Below are 25,256 nucleotides of genomic sequence, written 5' to 3'. Positions count from 1 at the left end.
AAAAGATAAGCTTAAGGTGACAAAAAAATAACTGGAGGTCAGAAAAATGATTTTAGCAGATAAAATTATTGAAGGAAGAAAACGCAATGGCTGGAGCCAAGAACAACTGGCAGAGCAATTAGATGTGTCGCGTCAATCAATCTCTAAATGGGAAAGTGCACAATCTGTTCCAGATTTGAAACGCATCATCCTGATGGCAGATATTTTTGGAGTTTCAACAGATTACTTATTAAAAGACGACTACAAAGAGAAAGTTGTGGCAGCTGATAGTGTCAAGACATTTAACGAAAAGCCCCTTCGTAAAGTCTCTCTAGAAGAAGCGCAGGAACTATTAGCTTATAGCGATGTTGCGGCACACCAGACAGCCTTTGGAGTTGCCTTATGTATCATTGCCTGTATTCCACTCATTGTTTTAGCCGGTTTTGCGGAAAGCCACAGGTATGGAGTAACAGAAAACGTAGCTGGTAGCATTGGTCTTATCTCCCTATTCATCCTAATTGGTATTGGCGTTTCTTTGTTGATCAAGAGTAGTTTCAAAATGAAAAAATTTGACTATCTCGAAAAAGATTCTATCGAAACTGAATATGGTGTTGAGGGTCTAGCTAAAAAGAATAAGGAGCAATACGAGGCAACTTATCACAGAAATATTCTGCTTGGAGTACTCCTTTCTATCGCGAGCTTTGTTCCCCTAGTAGCTGTGTCCTTCTTTACCGAGGAAGACTATGTTTTGGTTAACCTACTTGGGTTAATGCTCCTGCTTCTTGCTATAGCAGTCTATATTTTCATCTCCAATCAAATACGGATGGACAGTTATGATAAACTACTTCAAGAAGGTGACTATACCAAGAGCAAAAAGAAGGTTTCACCCATTTTGGAAAATATCTCTGGTATTTTCTGGCTGGCAGCGACAGCTATTTACCTAATCTGGTCTTTAATGAGTCAGGATTGGACAAAATCTTGGATTGTTTGGCCAATTGCTGGGGTACTATATGCTATTGTCACCATTATTACACGCATGATTGTAAAAGTTGAGGATTAAGTTGACAAATTCAATTATGTTCGTTCACACTATTAAAAGAAAGAGCCCAATGATTCAATGGGCTCTTTCTTTAGTTTTTAAAGGAATGAATCGGCGCTGGAATCTGCCCACCTCGATTGATGAAGTCTGCTGATGAATTTTTGTTGACTCGCATGACCGGAGCAACCCCAAGGAGACCACCAAATTCAATCATGTCCCCTTCTTTTCCTTTTGGAATAATACGAACCGCTGTCGTCTTCTGATTGATGACACCAATGGCTGCCTCGTCTGCTATCATGGCAGCAATAGTCTCATAAGGGGTATCTTCTGGAATGGCAATCATATCCAAACCAACCGAGCAGATGGCAGTCATAGCTTCCAGCTTTTCCAGATTAAGAGAGCCGTTCTGCACAGCCGCAATCATGCCCTCGTCCTCAGAGACGGGGATGAAAGCTCCCGACAAGCCTCCGACTTGGTTGCAGGCCATAACACCGCCTTTTTTGACAGCGTCATTAAGAAGAGCAAGCGCAGCCGTTGTCCCATGAGTTCCAACTGTTTCCAGACCCATTTCTTCCAAAACACGTGCCACAGAATCGCCGACAGCTGGTGTTGGAGCAAGGGATAGGTCAACAATACCGAACTTGACACCTAAACGCTCACTAGCCAAAGTTCCGACCAGCTGACCGATACGGGTAATCTTGAAGGCCGTTTTCTTAACGGTTTCCGCCACCACGTCAAAGGACTCACCCCGAACTTTTTCTAGAGCTCGCTTAACCACACCAGGACCAGAGACACCGACATTGATAACCACATCGGCCTCACCGACACCGTGGAAAGCGCCTGCCATAAAGGGATTATCCTCAACCGCATTGGCAAAAACCACCAGCTTAGCAGCCCCCAGGTCCGAGGCCTGTGCCGTCTCTTTGATGATTCGCCCCATATCGCTCACCGCTGTCATATTGATGCCAGATTTGGTAGAACCGATATTTACCGAGGCACAGACCTTCTGTGTTTGCGCCAAAGCTTGTGGAATGGAATTGATAAGGATCTCATCACCTTTTTGGTAACCTTTTTGCACTAAAGCAGAGTAGCCACCGATGAAATCCACACCGATTTTATGAGCTGCCCTGTCCAAAGCATGAGCAAGCGGTAGGTAGTCCGTTGCATTTGTGGCAGCCCCAATCAAAGCAATCGGCGTCACACTGACACGTTTATTGACGATTGGAATACCCAATTCCGCTGCAATCTCATCACCGACCTTAACCAAATCCCCAGCCTTAGAGGTAATTTTGTCATAAACTTTCTGCGCAGCTTTTTCAATATCCGAATCAATACAATCCAAGAGTGAAATCCCCATGGTAATGGTTCGGATATCGAAGTGCTGCTCTTCAATCATAGCAATGGTTTCTGTTACCTGTCTAATATCCATGAAACCACCTCTTACAAATTATGCATAGCATCAAAAATAGCTGCGCTTTGAATGTTGATTTTAACGTTCAGGGTCTTACCAAATTCTTCTAAATCACTACGAAGAGCTGTAAAATCCTGCTTTTCCTCTGAAGAAACTACCGCCATCATGGTAAAGTACTCATCTAGAACTGTCTGTGAAATATCATCAATGTTCAGATTGAGTTCTGCCAAACGACCTGCCACACCAGCTACAATTCCTTTCCCATCCTTACCAACAACCGTTACAATAGCTTTCATAGGAGCCTCCATCATATTTTTCTCTATTTTAGCACAATCCGTCTGAATATTCTATCAAAAAAGAGAATCGTTCGCAAACAGCGAACGATAGGCCTATAATTCAGCTCTTGCTTGCTCAATCTGCCATTTGACCTGATTAAAACCTGTACCACCAAGAGAATGACGACGTTCCACTGCCGTCTTAGATTGAAGGGTCACATAGATATCTTCTTCAATCAAGTCTGAAATTTCCTGATAGCGTTCAAAAGGCACATCTTGAAGATAGTAACCAGCCTTTGTGCATTCCAGAACTAATTTCCCGACAATTTCATGTGCTTCACGAAAAGGCATACCTTTAACTGCTAGATAATCTGCTAGCTCTGTTGCATTTGAAAAATCTTTTTCTGTCGATTCTGCCATGTGAGCCTCATGAACCGTCATCGTTTCTAGCATACCTGCTAGAATATCAATGGCAACAGTGATGGTCTCAGCAGTATCAAACATCCCCTCTTTATCCTCTTGCAGGTCTTTGTTATAAGCTAAAGGAAGCGACTTCATCACTGTCAAAAGACCGATTAGATTGCCATAAACACGACCAGACTTTCCACGTATAAGCTCTGCCATGTCAGGATTTTTCTTCTGAGGCATGATGGAAGAGCCTGTCGAGAAAGTATCTGAAAGCGTCACAAATTTGAACTCATTAGAGCACCAGTTGATGATTTCTTCACAGATACGGCTCATGTGCATCATGAGAATGGAGCTGTTGCTTAGAAATTCTAAAATAAAATCACGGTCACTTACAGCATCAAGAGAATTACTGTAGGGCTTGGCAAATCCCATAAGCTCCGCTGTCATCTCACGGTCTATAGGGAAGGTCGTTCCAGCCAAGGCTGCTGCACCAAGCGGTGACAAATCAGCATGCTTAATGTTAAATTCAAAACGCTCACTGTCGCGAGTAAACATATTATAGTATGCCATGAGGTGATGGCCAAAAGATATAGGCTGGGCGTGTTGCAAATGAGTATAGCCTGGCATGATGGTCTCCACATGCGCCTCTGCCAAGTTCACTAGAACTTTGCGCAGGTTGGCTAACTTTTCGAGGACTTCAGACAATTTTGCTTTCAGGTACAGGTGCATATCTGTCGCCACTTGGTCATTACGTGAACGAGCTGTGTGCAGTTTTCCAGCCACTGGACCGATTTTTGTGGTCAAAAGAGATTCCATATTCATGTGAATATCTTCGTTAGACACGTCAAAAACGATCTCCCCGGCATGGTAATCTTCCAACAGTTCTTCCAACCCTGCCTTAATTTGCGCAGCTTCCTCTTTGCTAATAATACCAGTCTGACCCAGCATAGTCACATGGGCAATAGACCCCTGCAAATCCTGCTCTGCCATTTTCTGGTCAAAGGAGATGGAAGCACCAAACTCCTCAACCCACTTCTCAAGGCTGGCTTCAAAGCGCCCACCCCATAATTTGTGATTTTCTTTTTGCGTCATCTCTAACCTCTTCTCCCTTCTGCTTTATCCAACAAATAAGTCCAAGGGCTGACCTTAGACTTACGATTTGCCTCTCTGGGCGACTTTCTTAAATGCTTCTCTCAGGAAGACATTATTTAAGCTCGAGTTGCCTCTCTGGACACCTTTACGAGTGATTAAGAAAAGAAGTCTCTGATGGGGCTCCCTGACCCCTTTTATCTGATGCTTTCTTTTCATACTTTTCTTAGGTGGTAGGTAGACCAGCGGCTTCCTAGAAAATTCCACGGCTGAAGCTTAAGCCAAAGTCTCGAATTTTCCCAGACAATCAGCATCCTGACTAATCGTCTTTTTACCACAGCAAAAAGTAGGGCTGTGTCGCTGCTAAAGCAGCTCCTCTTGTATTGATAATACTGGCTGATTGGTCCTAAGTCTAGGTAGCGAACCAAAGGCACTACTGATGGCAGGGCAAGGTGAACTATGGACGAATTAGGACAAAGTCAGGCCTATTATTTATTTGTTATTTACTTGTGAGTTAACCTGTGTCGGTAGGCCCCAGAGTTTGATGAAACCTACTGCTGCATCTTGGTCAAAGCTGTCAGCCGAGGTATAAGTTGCCAAGTTTTCATCGTAAAGTGAATTTGGCGACTTACGAGCAACAACTTGCGCGTGACCCTTATAGAGTTTTACTTTAGCGGTTCCGTTTACCACTTTTTGAGTTTCTTTGATGTAGGCGATGATAGCTTCTGTCGCTGGGCTAAACCAAAGAGCATTGTAGATAAGGTTTGCCAACTCATTTTCAAGAATTGGTTTGAAGTGTGACACTTCACGTACCAAAGTCAAGTCTTCGATTTCTTTGTGGGCTGTCAGGAGGGTGATAGCTCCTGGGCATTCATAGATTTCACGTGATTTAATCCCAACTAAACGGTTCTCAACATGGTCAATACGGCCAACGCCATGAGCTCCTGCAATAATGTTGAGTTTTTGAATAAGGTCTGCCAGTTTCATTTCCTCACCATTGATAGCAACTGGCTTCCCTGCTTTAAATTCAATATCAACGTATTCTGGTGTGTCTGGAGCTTTTTCTGGTGATGTAGTGATGCCGTAAGCTTCTTCTGGTGCTTGGTTCCAAGGGTTTTCGAGAACACCACACTCATTTGCACGTCCCCAAAGGTTTTGGTCAACTGAGTAAGGGTTATCAAGGTCGGCTGGAACTGGAACACCATTTGCTTTAGCATATTCAATTTCCTCTTCACGTGACCATTTCCATTCACGAACTGGGGCTACAACTTTGAGGCTTGGGTCAAGAGCAGCGATAGCAACTTCAAAACGAACTTGGTCGTTCCCTTTACCAGTACAACCGTGAGCAATAGTTGTTGCCCCTGTTTTATGAGCAATTTCAACTAGCTTTTTAGAAATGATTGGACGGCTAAGAGCCGAGACGAGTGGATATTTTTGTTCGTAGTAGGCGTGAGCTTGAAGTGCTGGTAAAACATATTCTTCAGCAAACTCATCCTTGACATCAAGTACGTAAGATTCGATTGCTCCGACTGTGAGTGCTTTGTCATGAATAAAATCAAGGTCTTTCCCTTCGCCGACATCCATACAAACAGCGATAACGTCGTAATCTTTTTTAAGCCACGTAATGGCAACTGAGGTATCAAGGCCTCCTGAGTAAGCTAGGATAACTTTTTCTTTTGACATTTTTATTCTCTTTTCTTAATTTATATACATATAATACTGCATGTTTATTCTTTTGTCAACTGTTTTAATCAAAAAATCGAAGAAAAATTCTTCGATTTGTATTTTTATCCTAAAAAGATCGCCAATCTAGAGTGTCGATATCCAATTCTGTCCTACCTTTTCCATAGTCTGGAAACTGTATAGCCTCAAAATCCTGAGCGTCTAGAACCTGGTGTCCGGAATTATCTGCCAGGAGCTGGTAGAGGCGGGCATAGCCATCACCAGAGGCTGAGTGCCAAAAGTAATAGGCTACTGTCCCATCTGTGTAAATAGCTGTTCCTTCTCTGCGCCCTCCAGAAGATGCTACAAATGATTGGGCTAAATAGGTTGGCTGTCCATTCTTAAGATAATAAATGGCTGCCAAGTAATAGATACCAGTTTCTGATAGATGCCCAGTCAGTAACTCCTTAGAACCATTATTATCGATATCATAGAAGGTATAGTAGCTCGCGTGACCCTCAGAAGTATCCGCAGCAATCTGAGCCAAGCTCCAACTATAGGCCTCTTCCCATCTTGCATCTGGATCTGACCAGACTTGTTCAGCCTTATGGTTACTAGCTAGCTCTGCTTCACTCTCTCTACTTGAGTTCTCACTTACTATAGTTGAGGTTTCGCTTTCTGTAGCTGTCGTTTCACTCACTGTAGTGGAACTGTCACTCAGACTACTGGTCCTTTCTAGCCCTCTAGTTGGAGCTTGCTCTGCCTCCTTTGGTTTTTGACAGCCTACAAGAAGAAACAGCGCGCCCAAGAGGAGCCCTTGACCAATGGTTTTTATCATAACTTGCTCCTTATTAAGCCACAATTGCCTTTGCAACCTCTTCTACCGTCATACGTGAGAAGTAATGTGTGGTGTCAATGCTCTGCAATTTTTCCAAAACATCAGCATATTCATAACGGGTGCCGATAAGAAGTTCTTCAATATCAGAAACGTCTCCGATTCCAAAGAAATCCCCGTAAATTTTAAGACCAGTGATAATGGAGTTTTCAGCCTGAATATAGCTTGTAATCTTACCTGCTGGGTAGCGGACCGAGCGTTCAACCGTATACTCCGGTGATTTTCCGTAGGTCCAATCCCAAGTTGAGAATTGCTCTTCATATGATTGTTGAATCTTAGCCAATTCATTCTCTGACAAGACGTACTCCGTCATATCTGGGTAGTGTTCCTTCATTTTGTCCAAGATTTTATCAGCAAAATCATTAACAGTGATTTTTTCTGGCAATTCGCTAAGGATATTTGTCACACGCGCACGGACTGATTTAACACCCTTGGATTCAATTTTATCCTTGGAAACTTTCAAGGCATTACCAAGAACTGTCATGTCTACATCAAAGAGCAGGCAACCATGGTGCATCATGCGACCTTTATAGTAGGCTTGAGCATTCCCACAGAATTTCTTGCCATCAATTTCAAGGTCGTTACGGCCGGTAAATTCTGCCTTGACACCCAGGTCAGCTAGAGTCTCGATAACAGGTTGAGAAAAGGTTTTAAAGTCAAAGGCACCTTCCTCAGATTTATTTGAGATGATGGTGTAGTTGAGGTTGTTGAGGTCATGATAAACAGCCCCGCCACCTGACAAACGACGAACCACATGGATACCATTTGCATCTGTGTATTCCTTGTTGATTTCCTGCACCGCATTTTGGTGCTTACCAATAATGATAGCAGGCTCATTAATCCAAAGGATAAACAACTCGTCTTCGCTCTGCAATTCTTTAAAAGCATAAGCTTCAAGCGCAATGTTATAGGCAGGGTTATTAGAGGTGTTGACAATGTATTTCATGAATTTCTAGCTAGCCATATCCTCTTTGGAATGGCTTCCTTTCCTTAATCAGAGTTATTCTTATTATAATGAAAACGGTCGCATTTTACAAAAGAATAGCTTGATAGCTTATTCTCTATCTAGCATAATATTTGTAGCAATAAAAAGGTCGTAACCCAAATCTCGACAAGCCTTCTTTATCTGAATTTCTTCCTTTGAATTAGCTCCATATTCAATCAGATAGACTGGAATCTCCGCTTGAGAGACTGCCTTAAGGTAGTCCAGATAAAAGGTCTTATCTTCTAATTTTTGTTCACTTGCCCGATTGGCATTAAAATCATAGGCAAGAAAGACCGACTCTTGATTAACCCCAGCAAGCAAGATTTGAGCTTTCTCAGGATTTTTAGTAACAAGCTCAGCTACAAAGGTCGAACCTCCATTGATGATGACAGGTAGGCCCAAGTCACTAAAGCCTTCTAGCAGTGCTAGCAAACTTTGATAGACCTCAGGACGAAAATCCTGATCATAGACATCAAAATTATCCAAGAAAAGCCCATCAAGACCCTTATTTTTCAAACTTAGAGCTAAATCCTTTATTAAGAAATCTTGCCAAGAATCATCTGTCACGTCTATCCAAGACTCATCTTCCCAATTGTCATAAGCTTTAAAGGCCAACTCTTTAAAGTCCTGGTAGTAGGCATTGGATTTCTCAAGTGCACCAACATTGAGGTAAGCAAATAAGTCTTCGGACTGATTGCCAAGCTTTTCAATATCATCATCATTTAAATTGCTGGCATCTATCACCAAACAATCATAAGATTTTTTTAAGTGGAGCAAGTCCTCCCTCTCCATACCAATAAAGACCCCGTAAGACTGAGACCGACTTTGTAGAGAGAACCAGTAAGACATCCCAGAGATAACAAGGATCATTAGGGCAAAGAAACCTATCCAGCGCTTCATTCAACCACCTCCCTTGCCTCAGCTTACTAGGTCCAGAAATAAAAGTCAATCAAAAAGGCAAAGAAAAATCCCCAGGTTACCTCAGGGACTTTGGCTAGCTTATCAGCTAATTGATAACAATATCGCCATAACTATAAGATAAAGTGCATATCATCCTAAAATTACAAATTCAAAATTTATTTTTTGAATTGAATGTCAAGTTTGAATAGCCTTCCCTCTTCCATTAATCTAAGCTATACTCTTCTTAAAGAAGTATCCTTTAAACTTAGTTTTCCTTATACTTTGTGTTTGTTTGGTTAAGCCAGGCATAAGCAATTCCGATAAGTAGCCCTGCTCCTACCCAATTGCCAAAGAAAACTACAAGCCACTGATGCAATACGTTAGTGATATTAAACGCTACAACATTTTGAGATAAATCGTTGAAAGCAAGTAGCATAAATGAGGCAAAATTTGCCACTAGATGCTCATTGATTAGAAATACAAACATAAAGATGGCTGAAACGGCAATAAAAAACTTAGATGATTCTTCTTTCAATAATAAAAATCCCAAGATTGCCATATTTACAAACATATTTGCTGTAATACCTTCAAAAAAATTACTCCAATCCGATTTTCCCAATTTGATATTAACAGCATTTACCAAGAAACTCTTATCTGATAAAGTTAAAAATGAAAAAGACTGGTTAAAAAGCCACGCTAGAATAAGGGCACCAACAAAATTAAATAATGTACAATAGAGCAAAATCAACACTGCTTTTTTCCAAGAAATATGCTTATAATATACTCCAGTTGTTAGATACATCATATTAGAAGTTGCCAGTTCTCCACCAAAAACTAGTACATATACCAAACCAATTGCAAAGATAAAGGTAAAAACAAAACGTGCCAAGGCAGGAAATTGACCAGAAATGACATCTGCACCAATAATACCTACTGCTGTTGACATTGTCAGATAAGCCCCCGCAAATGTAGAACGTAGGGCATAACGCCCTAGACTCTCGTCAAATAACGCCTCCTTTTTTGAAACAGCAATACCAATTTTCTCTTGAAAAGGACTCATAATTTTCTCCTTATGATGTTACAGACAACAAACCATGTTAAGAAAGGCGGAAAAGACATCTTCCCGCCTTAGCTAATCACAAAACATTTGATAGTTAAAAAATAATTAGTGTGACTTCTAAACTGTTCAGGATATTCACCCCATTAGTTTGACACATTATCTTTTGATTCTTTATGAATTAGTGCGAAGAGGCTCCTGAGGTAGCATCTACTGCACCAGCACCGCCATGACCAGCATCTGAAGCACCTGTGGTAGCATCAGCATTCCCATGCCCTCCTGGCATAAGTGGTATGTTACCACCCACTAAACGCTGTCCAGTTGTTTCAAGATACCAATCCAGCCAAGGTTTGAAGTTAAAGATGATTTCATTGATACCAGCATATGAACCGTCTGGGTAGTACATAGCTTGATAGTTGTGGGTATTAATTATTTCAGCAGGCGTCCCTGGAACAATGGTACGAACATACTCTTGGTTTCCGTTGCGAAGGGTACCGATTACCCACTCCACATTCTTCATACGGGCAGGCGGAAGGGTACCGTGAACGGTTGATATGCGGTTACCAACCTGCTCTGGCACCCGTTTACCAAGCATGGTATCTGCTTCTTGATGTTTGTTGTTATAGTAAAGGAATTGGTTGTTGTCATCAGCATAGGTCAACTCAAATGGCATGGCATTGAGGAACATATTGATTTGGTCAACAGTCAAGAGACCTTGATCCAATTTGACATAGGTATCGCCTTCGACAGCATTGACAATTTTAGAAGCTTTTTCCAACCAATCTGGATCATCTGGGTCAACACCTTGAATGGTTGTAGCAATTGGTTTTCCACAGTCTAAATCTTCTGGTTCAATTGGTTTTGGTTTACGCAATGTCGATACAACCCCCACATATTTGATAAAGTTATCCAAGCAAGTTTCCAAGAATGAAACAGTGCCTTCATTGGTGATGTTCCCATTGACATCAAAGGCTTCCTTTGCTTTGCCAAGAAGGAACTCATTCCCTGGCAAAGTGTAGGCATTGACACCCGGCGCCTCCAAAATTTTTCGCAAATGGACTTGAGCACGTGATGTTCCTTGGTCGTAGTAGGAAGCCCCAACAATCATAACTGGTTTGTTTTCTAGTGGATGAAGCTTGAAGGACAACCATTCCAAGGTGCTTTTTAGGGCGGGGGTAATGGTATGATTGTGTTCTGGTGTGGCGATGATAACACCATCAGCACGCGTTATTTTATTATTTAGATAACGAACAGCAAAACAATCCGACTGGTCATCATCCTGATTGAACATAGGAACATCCTTAATTTCAAGAAGTTCTATTTCACATTTGATTTTGAATTGACGCTGCATAAATTGCAAGAGCATACGGTTATAAGATTGTTCGGCATTGGATCCGACGATAGCTACAAATTTCATATTATTATCTCCCTATTAGTTCAGGTTTTCCCAATTAAAGTTCTCAGCTTCTTTTTTCAAAAGTTCTTTGGCATTCGACAACTTTTCATTCATTCTGACAAAGAGGCGGAAATCATCGAAGATGGCATCTAATTTTTGACTTGTCTCGATATCATTAAGCTCGCCAGCTGCATTGAAGGCCTGTAGGGAATGAGAAAGAAGAAATTCATCTGGTAAAACAGTAGCCTTGAGTTCTGGAGCGTTAAGAATTTGGCGCAATTGCAATTGGGCACGTGAAGACCCAAGGGTACCATAAGATGCACCAGTAATCATTACAGGCTTGTTAAGCATAGGATACACTCCATATGACACCCACGCTAGAGCATTCATAAGGACTGCTGGGATAGAATGATCGTATTCAGGAGTCCCAATGATAACCCCTTCTGCATCCTCTAATTTTTTTACTAATTCTTGAACTTCCACAGGAAGAACTCTATCTGCCGGCTTATTAAACATTGGTAGATTCTTTATTTCTACCAATTCAATCTCCGCTTTATCCGCAAAATGACTTTGCATATATTGTAAAAGTTGACGATTGGTTGACTTAGCTGAGTTAGTCCCAACAATTCCGATAAGCTTCATGTGGTTGCTCCTTTTTCTAAGATACACATTCACGGGCAAGATATGAAATTTACAAACTGTTATATCCTGCAGAGTTCCTCTGACCATTTATAATAGTATTTAGTATTTAGTATTTAGTATTTAGTATTTAGTATTTAGTATTTAGTATTTAGTATTTAGTATTTAGCATTCGTAAGTAACGAATACCTTTATACTAGCATTTCCAAATCCCCTAGTCAAGCGTTTTCATTATTTTCACATTCGTGTTATCTTGTTCATGATATTTTGGTATAATAGTGATTAATCATCTCAACGGAGGAAAAAATGTACAGACTATTCTTTTTTACAGGCGGCTTACTAAGTCTAATGATTGGAGTTGCCGGTATCATTTTGCCTGTTATTCCAACAACTCCACTCCTTTTGCTAGCAGGTTTTTGTTTTGCCAAAAGTTCCAAAAGTTTTGAATCCAGGTTAAGGGAAAGCAAAATCTATCAGTTTTATGTAGCTGACTATGCTGAAACAAAATCTATCAGCAAGGAAAGAAAGAAAAAAATCATCTGGCAGATTTACCTTCTCATGTTTATATCTATTGTACTAGCTCCTATTTTCTGGGTTAAGCTTGGTCTATTCGGACTAACTATTTTTATCACTTATTTTCTTTTCTATAAAATTCCCGATAAGTCATAAAAAATGAAACAACACTGTAACACACTGATGTAATTTTACACCACATTAATACTTTTAATTGAACCAAATTTGCCTCTGTACCATTCACTTACTACCTTTAATACAACTAGAAAAATCTACTGAATCAAGATTCGATACAGTAGATTTTTCTTAATTTTTCTTCTTAACACCGGATGGGTATCTTAATTGATAACAATGTCTCCATAACTATTAGAAATCTCTAGACTAGGTGACTGAGTCAGATTGCCGTATCGATAAAAACCATTTTCACCATAGTGGCGGCCGCTAGCATCACGAACGCTATAGTCTCCATTGCTTGCCTTTAAATCTATGGACAAAAGCTGACGCAACTCTTCAGTTAGGTCAACTTGGACATCACCATAGAGAAGGGTCATCTTAGTCTGACCTGTGAAGTTTGGCTGGCGCAATTCGACATCTCCATGTAAATTGTTAAGCGACATATCCTTAAATTGACTAGAGGTCATTTTCACATCACCATTTTTGAGATCCAAATCTAAAATCTCAGCCACCAAAATATCAACTAAGTCTGCATCTCCATTGTAGAGCTCAGCTTTTATATTCTCAAACTGACAAGTTTTCAGCTCTAAGTCCCCATTAGTCAAGTGAAGTTTGAGGCTATCAACCTCCATTCCTTTCAAGTCGAGGTCACCGTTAGTCAAGTGACAGCCTAAGTGATTTAGTTTGAGGTTTTTGAGGTCAACATCTCCTGAAAGAGAGTTAATGGAAATTTGCTCAACTTTTTGATTTCTTGGTGTTTTGACTATCACCTTACCAGTCTGTGTGAAATTAAAGCCAAAACCAAAGATTGTAAATGAGTTAATGGTTCGAAAATCATGTTTTTGCTTGATTTCAAGACGACCTTCCCTGCGCTCTATCTCCAAGGATTCTAAAACAGATTCATTGGCTTCAACTTCGACTTCTGCCACATCTGATTCTTCAACGACAAGATCCAAACTTGTTAGGTCCAGCTTAATCTCTTCCACATTAGAGTATTCTTGACTAGAAACTTCTGCCAGAGTTTGTTCCAGAATATCCTGCTCTCTGAACTGCTCTATTAATTCTTTAGCAACCTCCTTAGGAGTGCCTAACTCCGCGATGGCAGCTTGGTCATCACCCACTTCTGCCAGGTATTCTGCAAAATAGGACATAGCCTCCTTGCGTTGATTGTCTGATAGACTTGCCAATTCATGTTTTAATGCTGATAAAAATGCTGCGCCTGTCATTTGCCTAACCTTCCTTTCGCCATATCTTCAATAGCCCTTGAGTAACGCTTCCATTCTTCCTCTAAAAAGGAAAAATGCTGAGCTCCTGCCTGAGTTCGACGGTAATATTTACGTTGCCTGCCTTGATGAGCTTCCGTGTAGGTCTCAAGGTAGCCCGATAACTCCATCTTTTTAAGAATGGGATAGAGAGTGGACTCCTTAATGGCTGTGATAAGCTTGAGGTTCTGACTGATCTCATAACCATAAGATGCCTCCTCAGCAACCAAACCCAAGACTAGAAACTCAATGACCGGCGACGGCACTGGGTAATAAAATGCCATAAGCACCTCCATAGATTTATTTTCTTTATATATTTAAATTAAGTATATGTAAAGAATAAGACTATTATTTAAAAAAGTCAAGGAATTACACAATTTTTTAAAGAAAACTCATAATCACTTATAAGTTTGCCTAGTCAGTCTCTTTTGCAAGCACTTCACCTGAAAGGAACCATTCTCTCATTGACAATTATGATAAACTCTTAGCGGCGACAACTAAGAAAAACTTAGAATCAAGAACCCCCTAGCCTGAACGGCTAGGGGGTTAACTAGTTGTGACCAGTCTCGTCCAGAAAACTCGAACGTCTAAGTTCTCTGCTCCTATCAAGGATTGCCTGAGGAAAATCAAAGTCTTGCAAGACTTCGATGGCATTGGTCTTTCGAAAATCCCCTTCTCTGAGCAGGTAATCAAAAGAGAGTTTCCCTTGCTGATAATTGGACTGGAAATGATAAATCTTATTATAGTCTCGGGTCAAATCTAAGAGTTCAATATCATGGGTCGAAACCAGGTAACGAACCTGCTTTTGATTCAACCACTCCAGGAGGCTAACAGCGATAGAAAGTCTGTCCTTTGTATTTGTCCCTTTAAAGAGTTCGTCAAGAAAGAGGTAGACCAAATGTCCCCTTTGGCTGGCCTCTATCATTCGTTTCACTGATTGACATTCCGACATAAAATATGACTGGTTTTCAAGTAGAAGATCTGCCAAATTGAGACTAGTGTAAACAGGTCCAGGCTGATAAGAAAAGCTTTTTGCTGTCACAAAATTTAGACTCTGAGCCAGAACCAAGTTCAAAGCCACCATCTTAATATAGGTGGATTTACCAGAGGCATTATCTCCAACCAGAAGTAAGTTTTGGTCAAATCGAATTGGATTTGAAACTGCCTTCCTCACCAAGGGATGATAGACCTCTTCTCCCTGACAAGCCCCATCTTCAGTAACCCGGGGACGACAATAGTAGTCCAAATTCTGCAGATATCGAACCAAGGAAATGCTAGCCTCCAAAGCTGAAAGAAGTCTATACAAAACCAACAAGTCCTCATATCCCCTTTGCAACTTCTTCAAAAAAACTTGATAGACAATAAAAGGAATCATAAAGAGACCATTTAAATAATCATAAATAAAATCCATCTCAGAAACATTGCCTGACCGAGTCATCAGTCCCTTCGAGCGCAGAATGCCTCCATACCGTCCTAGGATAGCCCTGACAGACTCAAAATGAGGCAAATCCATCTTGGCTAAAAGCTGGGCAGTCCCCAGAACCCTAACGAGATAACTATACCTAGCCATCTCAAATTCCAATTTAGATTTTTGTAGCGTATAAGTCATGATGTTTAGGAAAAAAGCTACGCCAAAAAGCGCAATAGCAAGTTTTTGATTAAAGGGAACTATAATCAGGGATAGTACTGGTAATAAGCCTTGAACTAAGGAAATAAATAACTTTCTCTTCTGGTAAGGAATGTGTTGATGCGGAGCCTTTATGCCGTGATTGTTTTGTTTTCCTAGCTGATAAAAGATTTCTTGAACTCTAACTCTTAGCTCTGGATTTTTCCTAAAAAATTCTTGAAAATCTTGAAATTCCTGATCCAAGGGGTCTGCCTTGAGGTAATGCAGCTTGGTAAAAAGGTACTCTGTCCCTAAAGAGGAATAGGTCAGATTCATCTCCTCAAAGAGAGACTGCAAATCCAAGTCCGACCAGGTTTGTTGGTCTAGCAAATAATCAGCATCTAAAAGGTGACTATCCTGTTCCAAGGACTCTTCTAGACTAGCCAGAGTATCATAGGTCTTCCCCGACACCTGCCCCAGCCGCCAGTCTCTTTCAACCTTCTCTCGAAGCTTTTTCTTCTCTAGCCTAGTCATTAAAAAAATGAAAAGAATTAAACAAAAGATTGCAAAAAGAACCAAACCAACAATTTTCATAATAGATTCCTTTTACCTCACACCTGTCATAATAGGTATATGGTATCACAATTGGGACGAAACTTCTACTTGCACCACTAATCTCAGGTCTAAATCAGGTCTCTAACAGCAAAAATCTCCCCCCTATCTTGGGGGAGATGAATATATAGAGTCGGGCTCATCATAACTTTAGTCATGGCGCCCTAGGTCAAGCTTTTGGCTTAAGCATTATTTACGCTTTGGTGGGTTGTGGATCGCTTCTCCGAGTACGTCCATGAAGGCTTCGTACATATTTTCTGAGAAGGTTGGGTGTCCGTGGATTGATTGTGCCACGTCATCTACTGTCAACTCAGCTTCCATAATCGTCGATGCTTCATTAGCAAGCTCAGCAGCTGCTGGACCGATGATGTGAACACCAAGGATTTCATGATATTTTGGATCAGCGATAACTTTAACAAAACCATGAGCTTCGTTTGAAGCGATTGCTCGACCATTTCCAGCAAAACTTGAACGTCCTACCAACACATCACCATATTGCTCACGCGCTTGTTCTTCAGTCAAACCAACCATTGCCACTTCTGGGTGTGTGTAAACCGCAGCTGGAGTGAAGTCCAACTTAGCTTTACGAACATTGCCACGCATTGCATTTTCAGCCGCAACTTCACCCATACGGTAAGCTGCGTGGGCCAGCATCTTAGTGCCGTTGACATCACCTGGAGCGTAAATTCCTGGGATTGATGTTTCTTGGTAAGCATTAACTTTGATACGGTTACGATCCATTTCAAGGTTAAGGTTTTCAAGACCAGCAAGTTGAGGCACACGTCCGATAGAAAGCAGAGCTTTTTCAGCAACAACTTCTTCGCCATTGTTAAGTTTCAAGGTCAACTGGTTATTTGCCTCAATGATTTCTGAAACCCCAACTGATGTCTTGATAGTCATGCCTTTCTTAGCAAGGATTTTTTGAAGCTCAAGTGAGACTTCTTTATCCATACCTGGAATGATGCGGTCAGCCATTTCAATGACGGTAACGGGAACGCCATATGAAGCCCAGACAAGTCCAAGTTCAATACCTACGACACCACCTCCCATTACAGCAAGTGATTTAGGCATTTCTTTAAGGTCAAGGATATCGTCAGAAGTTAATACAAGCGGTGATTCGATACCAGGAATGTTGATACGTGATACTTTTGAACCCGTCGCAAGGATGATTGAGCGTCCTTTGATTGTTTCTGAACCAATGGTAACGGTCTTATCTGGGTTAACTTGACCAAGTCCGTTGAACATAGTTACTTTATTAGCTTTGAGGAGACCTTTAACACCACCAGTCAAGGTACGAACAACAGAGTTTTTGAAATCAACTGTTTTGTCCATATCAATAGCGTAGTTTGTTGATGCCAAGTTGATTCCACGTCCAGCAGCGATTTTCAAACCATCAAGAATTTCAGCATTTTTAAGGTAAGTCTTAGTTGGGATACACCCAACGTTCAAACATGTTCCACCAAATTCTGATTTTTCAACGATAGCAATTTTACCGCCGAGTTGTGCACCACGGATAGCGGCATAGTAACCAGCAGGTCCACCACCGACAACAACGATGTCGTACTCATTATCAGCAAGCGGAGCTTTATCAGTGTTAGGAGCTTCAGCTGCCACAGGGGTGCTAGGTACTTCAAGTCCAGCTGCTTTAAGGTCTGCTGTAGCTTGGGCTACTTCAGTCGGAGTAGGAGCTGTGCTTGCTTCAACATCAATACTCTCACCAGCTTCACCGATGTATGCAATGATTTCAGTCACTGGAACCACTTCGCCTGCCTGACGAGTGATTTTTAGAAGAACACCTGATTCTTCTGCTTCCAGTTCCATATTTGTCTTATCAGACATGATTTCAAGAAGGACTTCGCCTTCGGTGACCGTGTCACCTTCAGCTTTTTTCCACTCGATGATTTCACCTTCTTGCATGTCAACGCCAAGTTTAGGCATAATTACTTCAAAAGCCATTTTTCTTTTTCCTTTCAGGACTTTTTTCTTTTTCCTTTTTGCCAAGTAGCCTTAAGTGGTCTGGCAGCCAGCAAACCTAGGCTTTCATGGCTAAAGTCGAAGCCTAAAGTCTTCGACTTTGCCAGCATTATTAACAAAGCTAATAATGCTATTTCCACGGTGGCAACTGGCGGAATAGGCGACTTCGCCGCCCTTGTAAAAACAGTACGTTCAATCTCTACAGTTAAATCAACAATTCCAACGGATTTTCCAGCAAGTTCTTCAAGTCAACCATAAATTTAGCGCCATTCATACCGTCAACAATACGGTGGTCAATGGTCAAGCAAAGTGCCATGATTGGTCGAACAACAACTTCGCCATCGACAACAACTGGCGTTGGAACCGTTGCTGCAACACCAAGGATTGCTGAATTCGGTTGGTTGATGATTGGGTTAAAAGTCTTTGTGCCAAACATTCCCAAGTTTGTGATTGAGAAAGTGGAACCCGACATTTCCGCTGCTTTGAGCTTGCCGCTCTGCGCTTTTTTAATAACATCTTTAGAAGCTACAACAAACTCTGATAAACTCATCTTATCTGCACCATGAACAACTGGTACAACCAATCCTTCATCCAGACCAACTGCGATACCAATATTGACAAACTTGTGCAACTCAATTTCTTGTGCATCGTTAATCAATGACGCATTGAGGTAACGGTGTTCTTCTTTCATAAGAGTACGAGTTACCGCAAGACCGATAAGATCTGTGAAGGTTACTTTGAGACCTGTTTTGTTCATAATCGGTTCAAGGACTTGCTTACGAAGCGCCATGAGATTGGTCATGTCAATATCGTAGTTAAGCGTGAATGTAGGTGCTGTCAAGTACGAGTGCGTCATTCCTTTAGAGATGGCCTTCCGCATTGCAGACATTTTAATGATTTCAACGCCCTCTGGCAATTCCTTAGCAGGTTTTTCTTCCGCTTTAGGGGCTCTTGCTACTTCTGCCATTACGGTCGGCGCTAACAGGGCAAGAATGTCTTCCTTGAGGATCTTACCACCGACACCTGTACCAACAACCGTCGTCAGGTCGATGCCCTTATCAGTCGCAATTTTAGCTGCAAGAGGGGTCGCCTTAGGTTGAGCTCCCTTAAAGTTCTCAACATCATCTTTGTGGACACGACCATTAACACCAGTACCTGATACAAGCCCAAGGTCAATACCTTGCTCTGCCGCTAACTTACGAGCAGCAGGCGTCGCACGAACCTTGTCCCCATGATGTTGTGGTTTAGCAGCAAGAGCTGGCGCTACAACAGGTGTTTCTTTGGCTGGAGCGACTGCCTGTGGAGCTTCAACTGTCGCAGTAGCAGGAGCTGCGTTTGCTACTGTATCTATACTCTCACCAGCTTCACCGATGTATGCAATGATTTCAGTCACTGGCACCACCTCGCCTGCCTGACGAGTGATTTTTAGAAGAACACCTGATTCTTCTGCTTCCAGTTCCATATTTGTCTTGTCAGACATGATTTCAAGAAGGACTTCGCCTTCGGTGACCGTGTCACCTTCAGCTTTTTTCCACTCGATGATTTCACCTTCTTGCATGTCAACACCGAGTTTAGGCATGATTACTTCAAAAGCCATAATTAAGATACCAAGAGCGAACAGAAAGCGACTAACAGCTTTAGAGATGGCTTCCGTGTGAAAGCACACCAAGTATAGTCATTTGAATTAGCTTTAATATAACGTTACTTTCGGCTTGCCGTACTCTAGTACTGCCTGCACCTCAGTTCCTTGTCTGAAAGCTAATTCGTTCGACTATAGGCTCTCTAAATGTCGGACCTTCTGTTCGGGTTCAATTACTCTCTTTTCCTTTCTATCTAGTTAGATGTCAGCTAGTAGGTAATCTACTTAGTTTCCTTTGTTAGCCATTTTACGCAAAGCTGTTTTGATTTTCTCTACGTCTGGCAAGATTGCCTGTTCAAGCACACGAGCGTATGGTACTGGCACATCTTCTGACGCCAAACGTACGATTGGGTGATCAAGGTAGTCAAAGGCTTCGCTTTCTGTAACGATTGTCGCGATTTCACCAATGAACCCGCCCGTCTTATAGGCATCGTTGACTAGCATAAGCTTACCTGTTTTCTTAACTGAATTGATGATGATTTCTTTATCAAGTGGAATAAGAGTGCGTGGATCCACAACTTCAACGTTAATACCTTCACTAGCTACTTCCTCAGCCGCTTGAAGCACACGCTCAAGCATGCGTCCATAAGTCACAACTGTGATATCGGTACCCTCACGTTTGATTTCACCCTTACCAAGTGGCAAGTAGAAATCAGGATCTTGAGTCACTTCCTCTTTCTTCCCGTAAAGAGCTTTTGGCTCCATGAAGATAACAATGTTGTTATCAAGGATAGCAGATTTCAAAAGCCCTTTAGCATCGTTGGCGTTACCTGGAGCAACCACTTTAATACCTGGAATGTGTGTCAACCAAGCTTCAAGGGATTGTGAGTGTTGCGCCGCAGAACCGATACCTGAGCCTGATGCCACACGGTAAACGACAGGAGTTTTCAAACCACCACCAAACATGTAGTTATTCTTAGCACCGTTATTGACGATAGCGTCAAGGGCGATAGTAATGAAATCCATGAAAGTAAGGTCAATGATTGGGCGCAAACCAGTAATGGCAGCACCAACCGCCGCACCAGCAATAGCAGCTTCAGAAATTGGCGTATCTTTAACACGTTTGTCACCAAATTCTGCAAGCATACCAACCGAGGTACCAAAGTCACCACCGTAGATACCAACATCTTCCCCCATAAGGAAGATATTTTCATCTTTACGCATTTCTTCACTCATTGCAAGGTTAATCGCCTCACGCAAAGCCATCAATTTTGTTTCTGACATGTTATTTTCTCCGAAATATGATAAATATCTTTTTTTGTAGTTGACTGATGTAGTGGGATTGTCAACTAACCTTCAGTTCCATGACTAAATGTTATGCCCAAGGTCTTGACAATTCCCCCGACCAATAGCATAAATTGCTGTTGGTTTGCTCACTACAGCATCAACTACTATTTACTGCGACCTACGGTCGCTCCTCATTACAAAACTATCTTAGTCCACCCAAATATCTTCAAAAGCTACTGAGAGATCTGGATCCGGGCTGTTTTGTGCAAATTCGTAAGCATCGTCAACCTCTTGTTTCACTTGCGCTTGAATAGCATCAAGTTCTTCATCCGTTGCGATCCCTTCTGCTGTCAAGTATTGACGGTACTTAATCATTGGATCTTTTTTCTTCCACTCGTCAACTTCTTCTTTAGTACGGTAAACACCAGCATCTGCAGTTGAGTGACCAAACCAACGGTAAGATTCAACCTCAACAATCGCCGGTCCATTACCTCCACGAACGTGCTCAACAGCTTTACCCATTGTTTCATATACCGCAAGAACGTCATTCCCATCCTCACAATAAAAGCCAGGGATTCCGTAAGCTTCTGCACGTGTGTAAAGGTGAGGTGTGTTAGTCGCATTTTCGATACTCATAGAGATGCCGTAGCGGTTATTGATGATAAAGAAAATTACTGGAAGTTTCCAAGTTGCGGCCATATTGACTGACTCATGGAAAGAACCTTCATTAGTTGCGCCATCTCCTGAAAAAGCTACAACGATGTTTTTCGTTCCCTTGTATTGTTGGGTCAAAGCTGCGCCGACAGCCATAGCATAGCCACCACCAACGATACCGTTAGTTCCGTAGTTCCCTTTTGCAAAATCAGCAACGTGCATTGAACCGCCTCGTCCTTTTGAGACACCCGTGGCTTTACCAGCAAGTTCAGCCATCATCGCTTTCAAGTCCATATCTTGAGCGATTGATTGACCGTGTCCGCGGTGATTCGAGAAGAAAATGTCATCGTAAGTTAGGTGCTGAACAGCTCCAACGTTAGCAGCTTCTTCACCTACGGAGAAGTGAGTCATCCCTTGAACAAAACCACGACGAACCAGTTTATTAATACGCAAATCAAACTCACGAATGCGTTCCATTTTCAGAAACATTTCTAAATGTTCTTCTTTTGAAAGTGTTACCATTACGGCCTCCATAAAATCATATTACTTCAGTATCATATTCTTTTTCTTCACAAAGTGCAAATTTTTGAACTGAGATTTTTCAAGGGTTTAAGTGCTTACAAAATAAAAAACGTTTGTGATTTCACAAACTTTTTAATCAAAAAAATAACCCGAGAAATCTCCTCGGGCTAATCATTATTCTGCTGAAAGTGATAGTTCATAGGCCTCTTGAATGAAGGTATCAATCTTACCTGATGATTTCAATTCTGCGATAACTTCGTCAATAGCTTTCTTGAGAGCAGCACTTCCTTTTGGCATTGCAACAGCAGAACCTGGCTCGCTATCATCCTCTTTCAAGGTAATTTCTGCGATAGCCAAGTCGTCATTTTTAGTGACATAACCCTGTGCAATGGTTTCTTCCATGACAACAGCATCCAATTTACCAGACTTCAACTCAGTCACCATTTCTGTCACCTGAGTCAATGACACTAAGTTACTATCTGGCAACTGAGCAGTCACGACACCTTCTTGGATAGAACCTTTTTGAGCTCCAACTGACTTGTCTTTCAATCCATCAACTGTTGAGTATTTTGCCAAATCTTCTTTTTTGACCAAAACAATATTTTTAGCATTATAGTAGACTTCAGAAAAGTCAAATGTTTTTGCACGTTCCTCAGTCGCCGAAATTCCAGAGATAGCAATATCAGCTTTACCAGAAGATAGGCTAGCTAGGACATTGTTAAACGACATGGCTGAAAATTCAACCTCCACGCCTAACTTTTCTCCGATAGCTTTAGCTATTTCAACGTCCGCACCTACAATAGTGTCTTTACCATCTACTAACGTTTTAAATTCAAAAGGTGCGTAATCCGGACTCAAAGCCACCACCAATTTCCCCTTGTCTTGAATATCTTTTAGCGATGTATCCTCTTTAGTTTCAGAAGAACCACAAGCTGCTAATGTCAAGGCTGAGAAGGCTGTCATTGCATAAGTAAACAGTTTTTTCAGTGATTTTGATGTCATTTTTGTAACCTCTATCGTATTTTTATTATCTTAATTATATTTTATATTATATTTATTCAAATGTCAACACTTATCGTTATCTTTTTCAAAAATAAAAATCCCGTCCAAAGACAGGATTTTATCTACTTATTTTTATTAGTCAAGAGCCGTAAGAAGAGCTTCAACCTGTTTGTCTAGGTCTGCAAGAACTTCCTCAGTTGCTACAAATTTGCCATCAGCCCAAGCCGAGTCGTTGACTTTTGAGAATGTTAATTGGTCAACAAAGTTTGTGCGGATAAATGGAAGAAGAGCGCGGTATTGATCTGCTGCTTGCTCGTGTCCACCATTAGCAAGAAGCGAAACAGTTGTTACTTTCTCGTTGATAGCGGAAGCACCAGTTGTATCTGAAAGATCAACCGCACGGCTAAGCCAGTCAAGTAAGTTTTTCACTGAACCTGGGATAGAGAAGTTATAAACTGGTGAGAAAATCCAGATAGCATCTGCAGCCAAGGCTGCATCACGAACAGCTTGAACAACTGGAAGGACCGGAGTTTCAAGATCTTGTGAAAACACTGGAACATCTTTCCAGTTAAGGTATGAAACATTCGCCTTACCTTCAAGTGCTTTTTCAGCAATTTGTGCCAATTGGTGATTGAATGAGCCTTCACGAAGTGAGCCGACAACAAATAAAATATTTTTCATTTCTTTTTCCTCTTCTTTATTAAAAAATGATGTAATGGTACTGATGATTGACATGACATCTCCTTCTAAAAAAACACTATATAGTAGCGTTGTGGGTATATAATATCACTATTTAGTGATAAGGTCAATCTCTTTGCTCAGGATTTTTGAATTTTTTTAATAAATCAATCAGCTGCGCCTGTTCATCAGACGTTAGTACCGAAAAAGCTTCCTCCACTTTTTTGATATGAGCTGGCAGGGCTTCTGCAATAACAGCTCTGCCTTCTTCCGTTAAATCAATCCAAAAAGCTCGTTTATCATTGGTGCAGGCAGTTCGAGTTATCCAGCCTTTTTTCTCCATGTTCTTGATGACCACAGTCATATTACCAGAGGTTGCAAGGGTGCTTTCAATCAAATCTCCAACTTTCATTTGCCCCTTGGCATAAAGGACATCTAAAACGCCGAACTGGGCAGATGTTAATTCAAAATCCTTAAAACTTTCTGAAACCTTAGAATCAATCGTACGAAATGCCTTTCGAAGAACCACCATTGACTTGACTGCGTTATTCTTAAATTCTGCCATAACCCCACCTTTTATACTATTTAGTGTCATTCTATCAAAGAACAGCTAGATAAACAAGAAAAACAGCTCTACTGAGCCGTTTTCTTAAAATAAATCATCAAATAAACTCTACTCTATATCATTTTGTTTTGAAATGTTCTCCTTAGCTTGTTTCCATTTCAAAAACTCCTCATACTCTCGAAAATCATCCGAAGAAATCTCCGATCCTTCACTATCACTAGTTTCTGGTGATACAAAATTAATAATACCATCAAGCATTTTATTATTAGTTTTAATATTTTTCTTTTTAAATCTTTGACCAGATGACACTTGTGCATCCGCATTTATTTTGTTGTTGATAGCGTTACCAGCAATAGCACCTATTCCCAACCATTTAATTGCTTTGGAAATTTTATCAATTATCTCTGTTAAAGCAGACAAACCGATAATAAAAATAAAGGCTAGAATGATAAATATAAAGGTAATGTCCATATTTAAACTCCATATACACTAAACACAGTATCTACAGAAGCCCTTAGCATGTCTCTCTCACTAATAAGCATCTGAGTTAAAGTTTCTCCATATTCTTTTGGCAACGGTATCAATCTCATTGCCCCATATTCTTTCTCAGCTTCATCTAGCTCTTTTTGTAAATCTGTTTTTGCTTTTTCAAATTCTGCTTCAAACTCTGCATCACTTAAGCCAACTGCTTCAATTTTACTTTGATAATATGATAGGTAGTCATTAATAACATATTCATACATATCTAGATAATCACCATAAGTTTTTATACTATTGATTGTTTCATCAGAAGTATCCGTTGGATTAAAAGCCGAAGCTACTTCCTCTTTAGATTCACTAGCTTCATCTGTCTTACCAGAGGTATTCTCCGCAACCTTTACAACCTTATCATCTGTTGTTGATTTTTTGTCACTACCTTTTGAATCACTAAAAATAAACATTACCGCTACAATACCAACAACAATCACTAAACCAATTAGGCTTAAGCACCCTACTAAACCTTTCCAAAGCTTTCTCATATAGATACCTCCTTTAAAAATTCTGTAAATCTATTATATATATATATATTGTCAACCGTTTTCAAGCTACTATT

Annotated in this window: 24 protein-coding genes; 2 read left to right on the top strand and 22 right to left on the bottom strand. The window is 40.9% G+C overall.

What is annotated here, in order from left to right; all coding sequences use genetic code 11:
- Window positions 1-46 precede the first annotated feature (46 nt).
- Window positions 47-1,039, top strand: coding sequence for a helix-turn-helix domain-containing protein (locus G576_RS0108170; protein WP_027974187.1), 993 nt, complete (start codon window positions 47-49; stop codon window positions 1,037-1,039).
- Window positions 1,040-1,109: 70 nt separating this feature from the next.
- Here the strand turns inward: G576_RS0108170 and G576_RS0108165 are convergent, their stop codons facing one another.
- The 10 genes from G576_RS0108165 to G576_RS0108115 form a co-directional block, all read right to left on the bottom strand.
- Window positions 1,110-2,447 (bottom strand): PFL family protein, encoded by a 1,338-nt coding sequence (locus G576_RS0108165; protein ID WP_027974186.1) that lies wholly within the window; start codon window positions 2,445-2,447, stop codon window positions 1,110-1,112.
- Between the two features lie 11 nt (window positions 2,448-2,458).
- Window positions 2,459-2,725, bottom strand: coding sequence for an ACT domain-containing protein (locus G576_RS0108160; protein WP_027974185.1), 267 nt, complete (start codon window positions 2,723-2,725; stop codon window positions 2,459-2,461).
- Between the two features lie 93 nt (window positions 2,726-2,818).
- A complete protein-coding gene (gene argH, locus G576_RS0108155) occupies window positions 2,819-4,204 on the bottom strand; it encodes an argininosuccinate lyase (RefSeq protein WP_027974184.1) in 1,386 nt (461 codons plus the stop codon).
- A gap of 489 nt (window positions 4,205-4,693) precedes the next feature.
- The gene (locus G576_RS0108145; RefSeq protein ID WP_027974183.1) at window positions 4,694-5,884 is read right to left on the bottom strand and encodes an argininosuccinate synthase; all 1,191 of its coding nucleotides are present in this window, start codon (window positions 5,882-5,884) and stop codon (window positions 4,694-4,696) included.
- Window positions 5,885-5,993: 109 nt separating this feature from the next.
- A complete protein-coding gene (locus G576_RS13025; protein ID WP_051178064.1) occupies window positions 5,994-6,701 on the bottom strand; it encodes a hypothetical protein in 708 nt (235 codons plus the stop codon).
- Between the two features lie 13 nt (window positions 6,702-6,714).
- Window positions 6,715-7,704: a lipoate--protein ligase gene (gene lplA / locus G576_RS0108135; protein ID WP_027974182.1), complete on the bottom strand. Its 990-nt coding sequence runs from the start codon at window positions 7,702-7,704 to the stop codon at window positions 6,715-6,717.
- 108 nt (window positions 7,705-7,812) lie between these two features.
- The gene (locus tag G576_RS0108130) at window positions 7,813-8,643 is read right to left on the bottom strand and encodes an endo alpha-1,4 polygalactosaminidase (RefSeq protein WP_027974181.1); all 831 of its coding nucleotides are present in this window, start codon (window positions 8,641-8,643) and stop codon (window positions 7,813-7,815) included.
- Window positions 8,644-8,908: 265 nt separating this feature from the next.
- Entirely contained in the window at window positions 8,909-9,703 is a 795-nt protein-coding gene (locus G576_RS0108125) for a formate/nitrite transporter family protein (RefSeq protein ID WP_027974180.1), read from the bottom strand.
- Between the two features lie 178 nt (window positions 9,704-9,881).
- A complete protein-coding gene (locus G576_RS0108120; protein ID WP_027974179.1) occupies window positions 9,882-11,117 on the bottom strand; it encodes an NAD(P)H-dependent oxidoreductase in 1,236 nt (411 codons plus the stop codon).
- A 15-nt stretch (window positions 11,118-11,132) separates the two neighbouring features.
- Entirely contained in the window at window positions 11,133-11,738 is a 606-nt protein-coding gene (locus G576_RS0108115; RefSeq protein WP_027974178.1) for an NADPH-dependent FMN reductase, read from the bottom strand.
- 303 nt (window positions 11,739-12,041) lie between these two features.
- On the opposite strand from G576_RS0108115, the gene G576_RS0108110 reads away from it, so the two are divergent.
- The gene (locus G576_RS0108110) at window positions 12,042-12,404 is read left to right on the top strand and encodes a YbaN family protein (protein WP_027974177.1); all 363 of its coding nucleotides are present in this window, start codon (window positions 12,042-12,044) and stop codon (window positions 12,402-12,404) included.
- A 182-nt stretch (window positions 12,405-12,586) separates the two neighbouring features.
- Here the strand turns inward: G576_RS0108110 and G576_RS0108105 are convergent, their stop codons facing one another.
- From G576_RS0108105 to G576_RS0108050, 12 genes are all read right to left on the bottom strand, one after another.
- The gene (locus G576_RS0108105) at window positions 12,587-13,648 is read right to left on the bottom strand and encodes a DUF4097 family beta strand repeat-containing protein (RefSeq protein WP_027974176.1); all 1,062 of its coding nucleotides are present in this window, start codon (window positions 13,646-13,648) and stop codon (window positions 12,587-12,589) included.
- Window positions 13,645-13,968 carry a PadR family transcriptional regulator gene (locus tag G576_RS0108100; RefSeq protein ID WP_027974175.1) on the bottom strand — a complete coding sequence of 108 codons (324 nt, stop codon included), beginning with the start codon at window positions 13,966-13,968 and terminating at the stop codon, window positions 13,645-13,647. The genes G576_RS0108105 and G576_RS0108100 overlap by 4 nt, the downstream gene beginning before the upstream one ends.
- A 266-nt stretch (window positions 13,969-14,234) precedes the next feature.
- Complete coding sequence (locus G576_RS0108095) at window positions 14,235-15,884, bottom strand: MutS-related protein (protein ID WP_027974174.1); 1,650 nt, start codon at window positions 15,882-15,884, stop codon at window positions 14,235-14,237.
- Between the two features lie 207 nt (window positions 15,885-16,091).
- On the bottom strand, window positions 16,092-17,858 hold the full coding sequence (lpdA, locus tag G576_RS0108090; RefSeq protein ID WP_027974173.1) for a dihydrolipoyl dehydrogenase: 1,767 nt from the start codon (window positions 17,856-17,858) through the stop codon (window positions 16,092-16,094).
- Window positions 17,859-18,081: 223 nt separating this feature from the next.
- The gene (locus tag G576_RS0108085; protein WP_027974172.1) at window positions 18,082-19,473 is read right to left on the bottom strand and encodes a dihydrolipoamide acetyltransferase; all 1,392 of its coding nucleotides are present in this window, start codon (window positions 19,471-19,473) and stop codon (window positions 18,082-18,084) included.
- Window positions 19,474-19,740: 267 nt separating this feature from the next.
- Window positions 19,741-20,739 carry an alpha-ketoacid dehydrogenase subunit beta gene (locus tag G576_RS0108080; protein ID WP_027974171.1) on the bottom strand — a complete coding sequence of 333 codons (999 nt, stop codon included), beginning with the start codon at window positions 20,737-20,739 and terminating at the stop codon, window positions 19,741-19,743.
- A gap of 210 nt (window positions 20,740-20,949) precedes the next feature.
- Window positions 20,950-21,918: a thiamine pyrophosphate-dependent dehydrogenase E1 component subunit alpha gene (locus G576_RS0108075; RefSeq protein ID WP_027974170.1), complete on the bottom strand. Its 969-nt coding sequence runs from the start codon at window positions 21,916-21,918 to the stop codon at window positions 20,950-20,952.
- Window positions 21,919-22,092: 174 nt separating this feature from the next.
- Window positions 22,093-22,920: a transporter substrate-binding domain-containing protein gene (locus tag G576_RS0108070; protein ID WP_051178062.1), complete on the bottom strand. Its 828-nt coding sequence runs from the start codon at window positions 22,918-22,920 to the stop codon at window positions 22,093-22,095.
- A 135-nt stretch (window positions 22,921-23,055) separates the two neighbouring features.
- The gene (locus G576_RS0108065) at window positions 23,056-23,655 is read right to left on the bottom strand and encodes an NADPH-dependent FMN reductase (protein WP_027974168.1); all 600 of its coding nucleotides are present in this window, start codon (window positions 23,653-23,655) and stop codon (window positions 23,056-23,058) included.
- A 70-nt stretch (window positions 23,656-23,725) separates the two neighbouring features.
- Complete coding sequence (locus G576_RS0108060) at window positions 23,726-24,163, bottom strand: MarR family winged helix-turn-helix transcriptional regulator (protein WP_027974167.1); 438 nt, start codon at window positions 24,161-24,163, stop codon at window positions 23,726-23,728.
- A 108-nt stretch (window positions 24,164-24,271) separates the two neighbouring features.
- Window positions 24,272-24,634 (bottom strand): hypothetical protein, encoded by a 363-nt coding sequence (locus tag G576_RS0108055; protein WP_027974166.1) that lies wholly within the window; start codon window positions 24,632-24,634, stop codon window positions 24,272-24,274.
- Window positions 24,635-24,636: 2 nt separating this feature from the next.
- Window positions 24,637-25,182 carry a hypothetical protein gene (locus G576_RS0108050; protein ID WP_027974165.1) on the bottom strand — a complete coding sequence of 182 codons (546 nt, stop codon included), beginning with the start codon at window positions 25,180-25,182 and terminating at the stop codon, window positions 24,637-24,639.
- Window positions 25,183-25,256: the final 74 nt, after the last annotated feature.

It is taken from the genome of Streptococcus porci DSM 23759, assembly GCF_000423765.1.
In the GTDB taxonomy this organism is placed as follows: Bacteria; Bacillota; Bacilli; order Lactobacillales; family Streptococcaceae; genus Streptococcus; species Streptococcus porci.
Note: the sequence above shows the minus strand (reverse complement) of the source record. Positions and strands in the feature narration are given on the sequence as shown.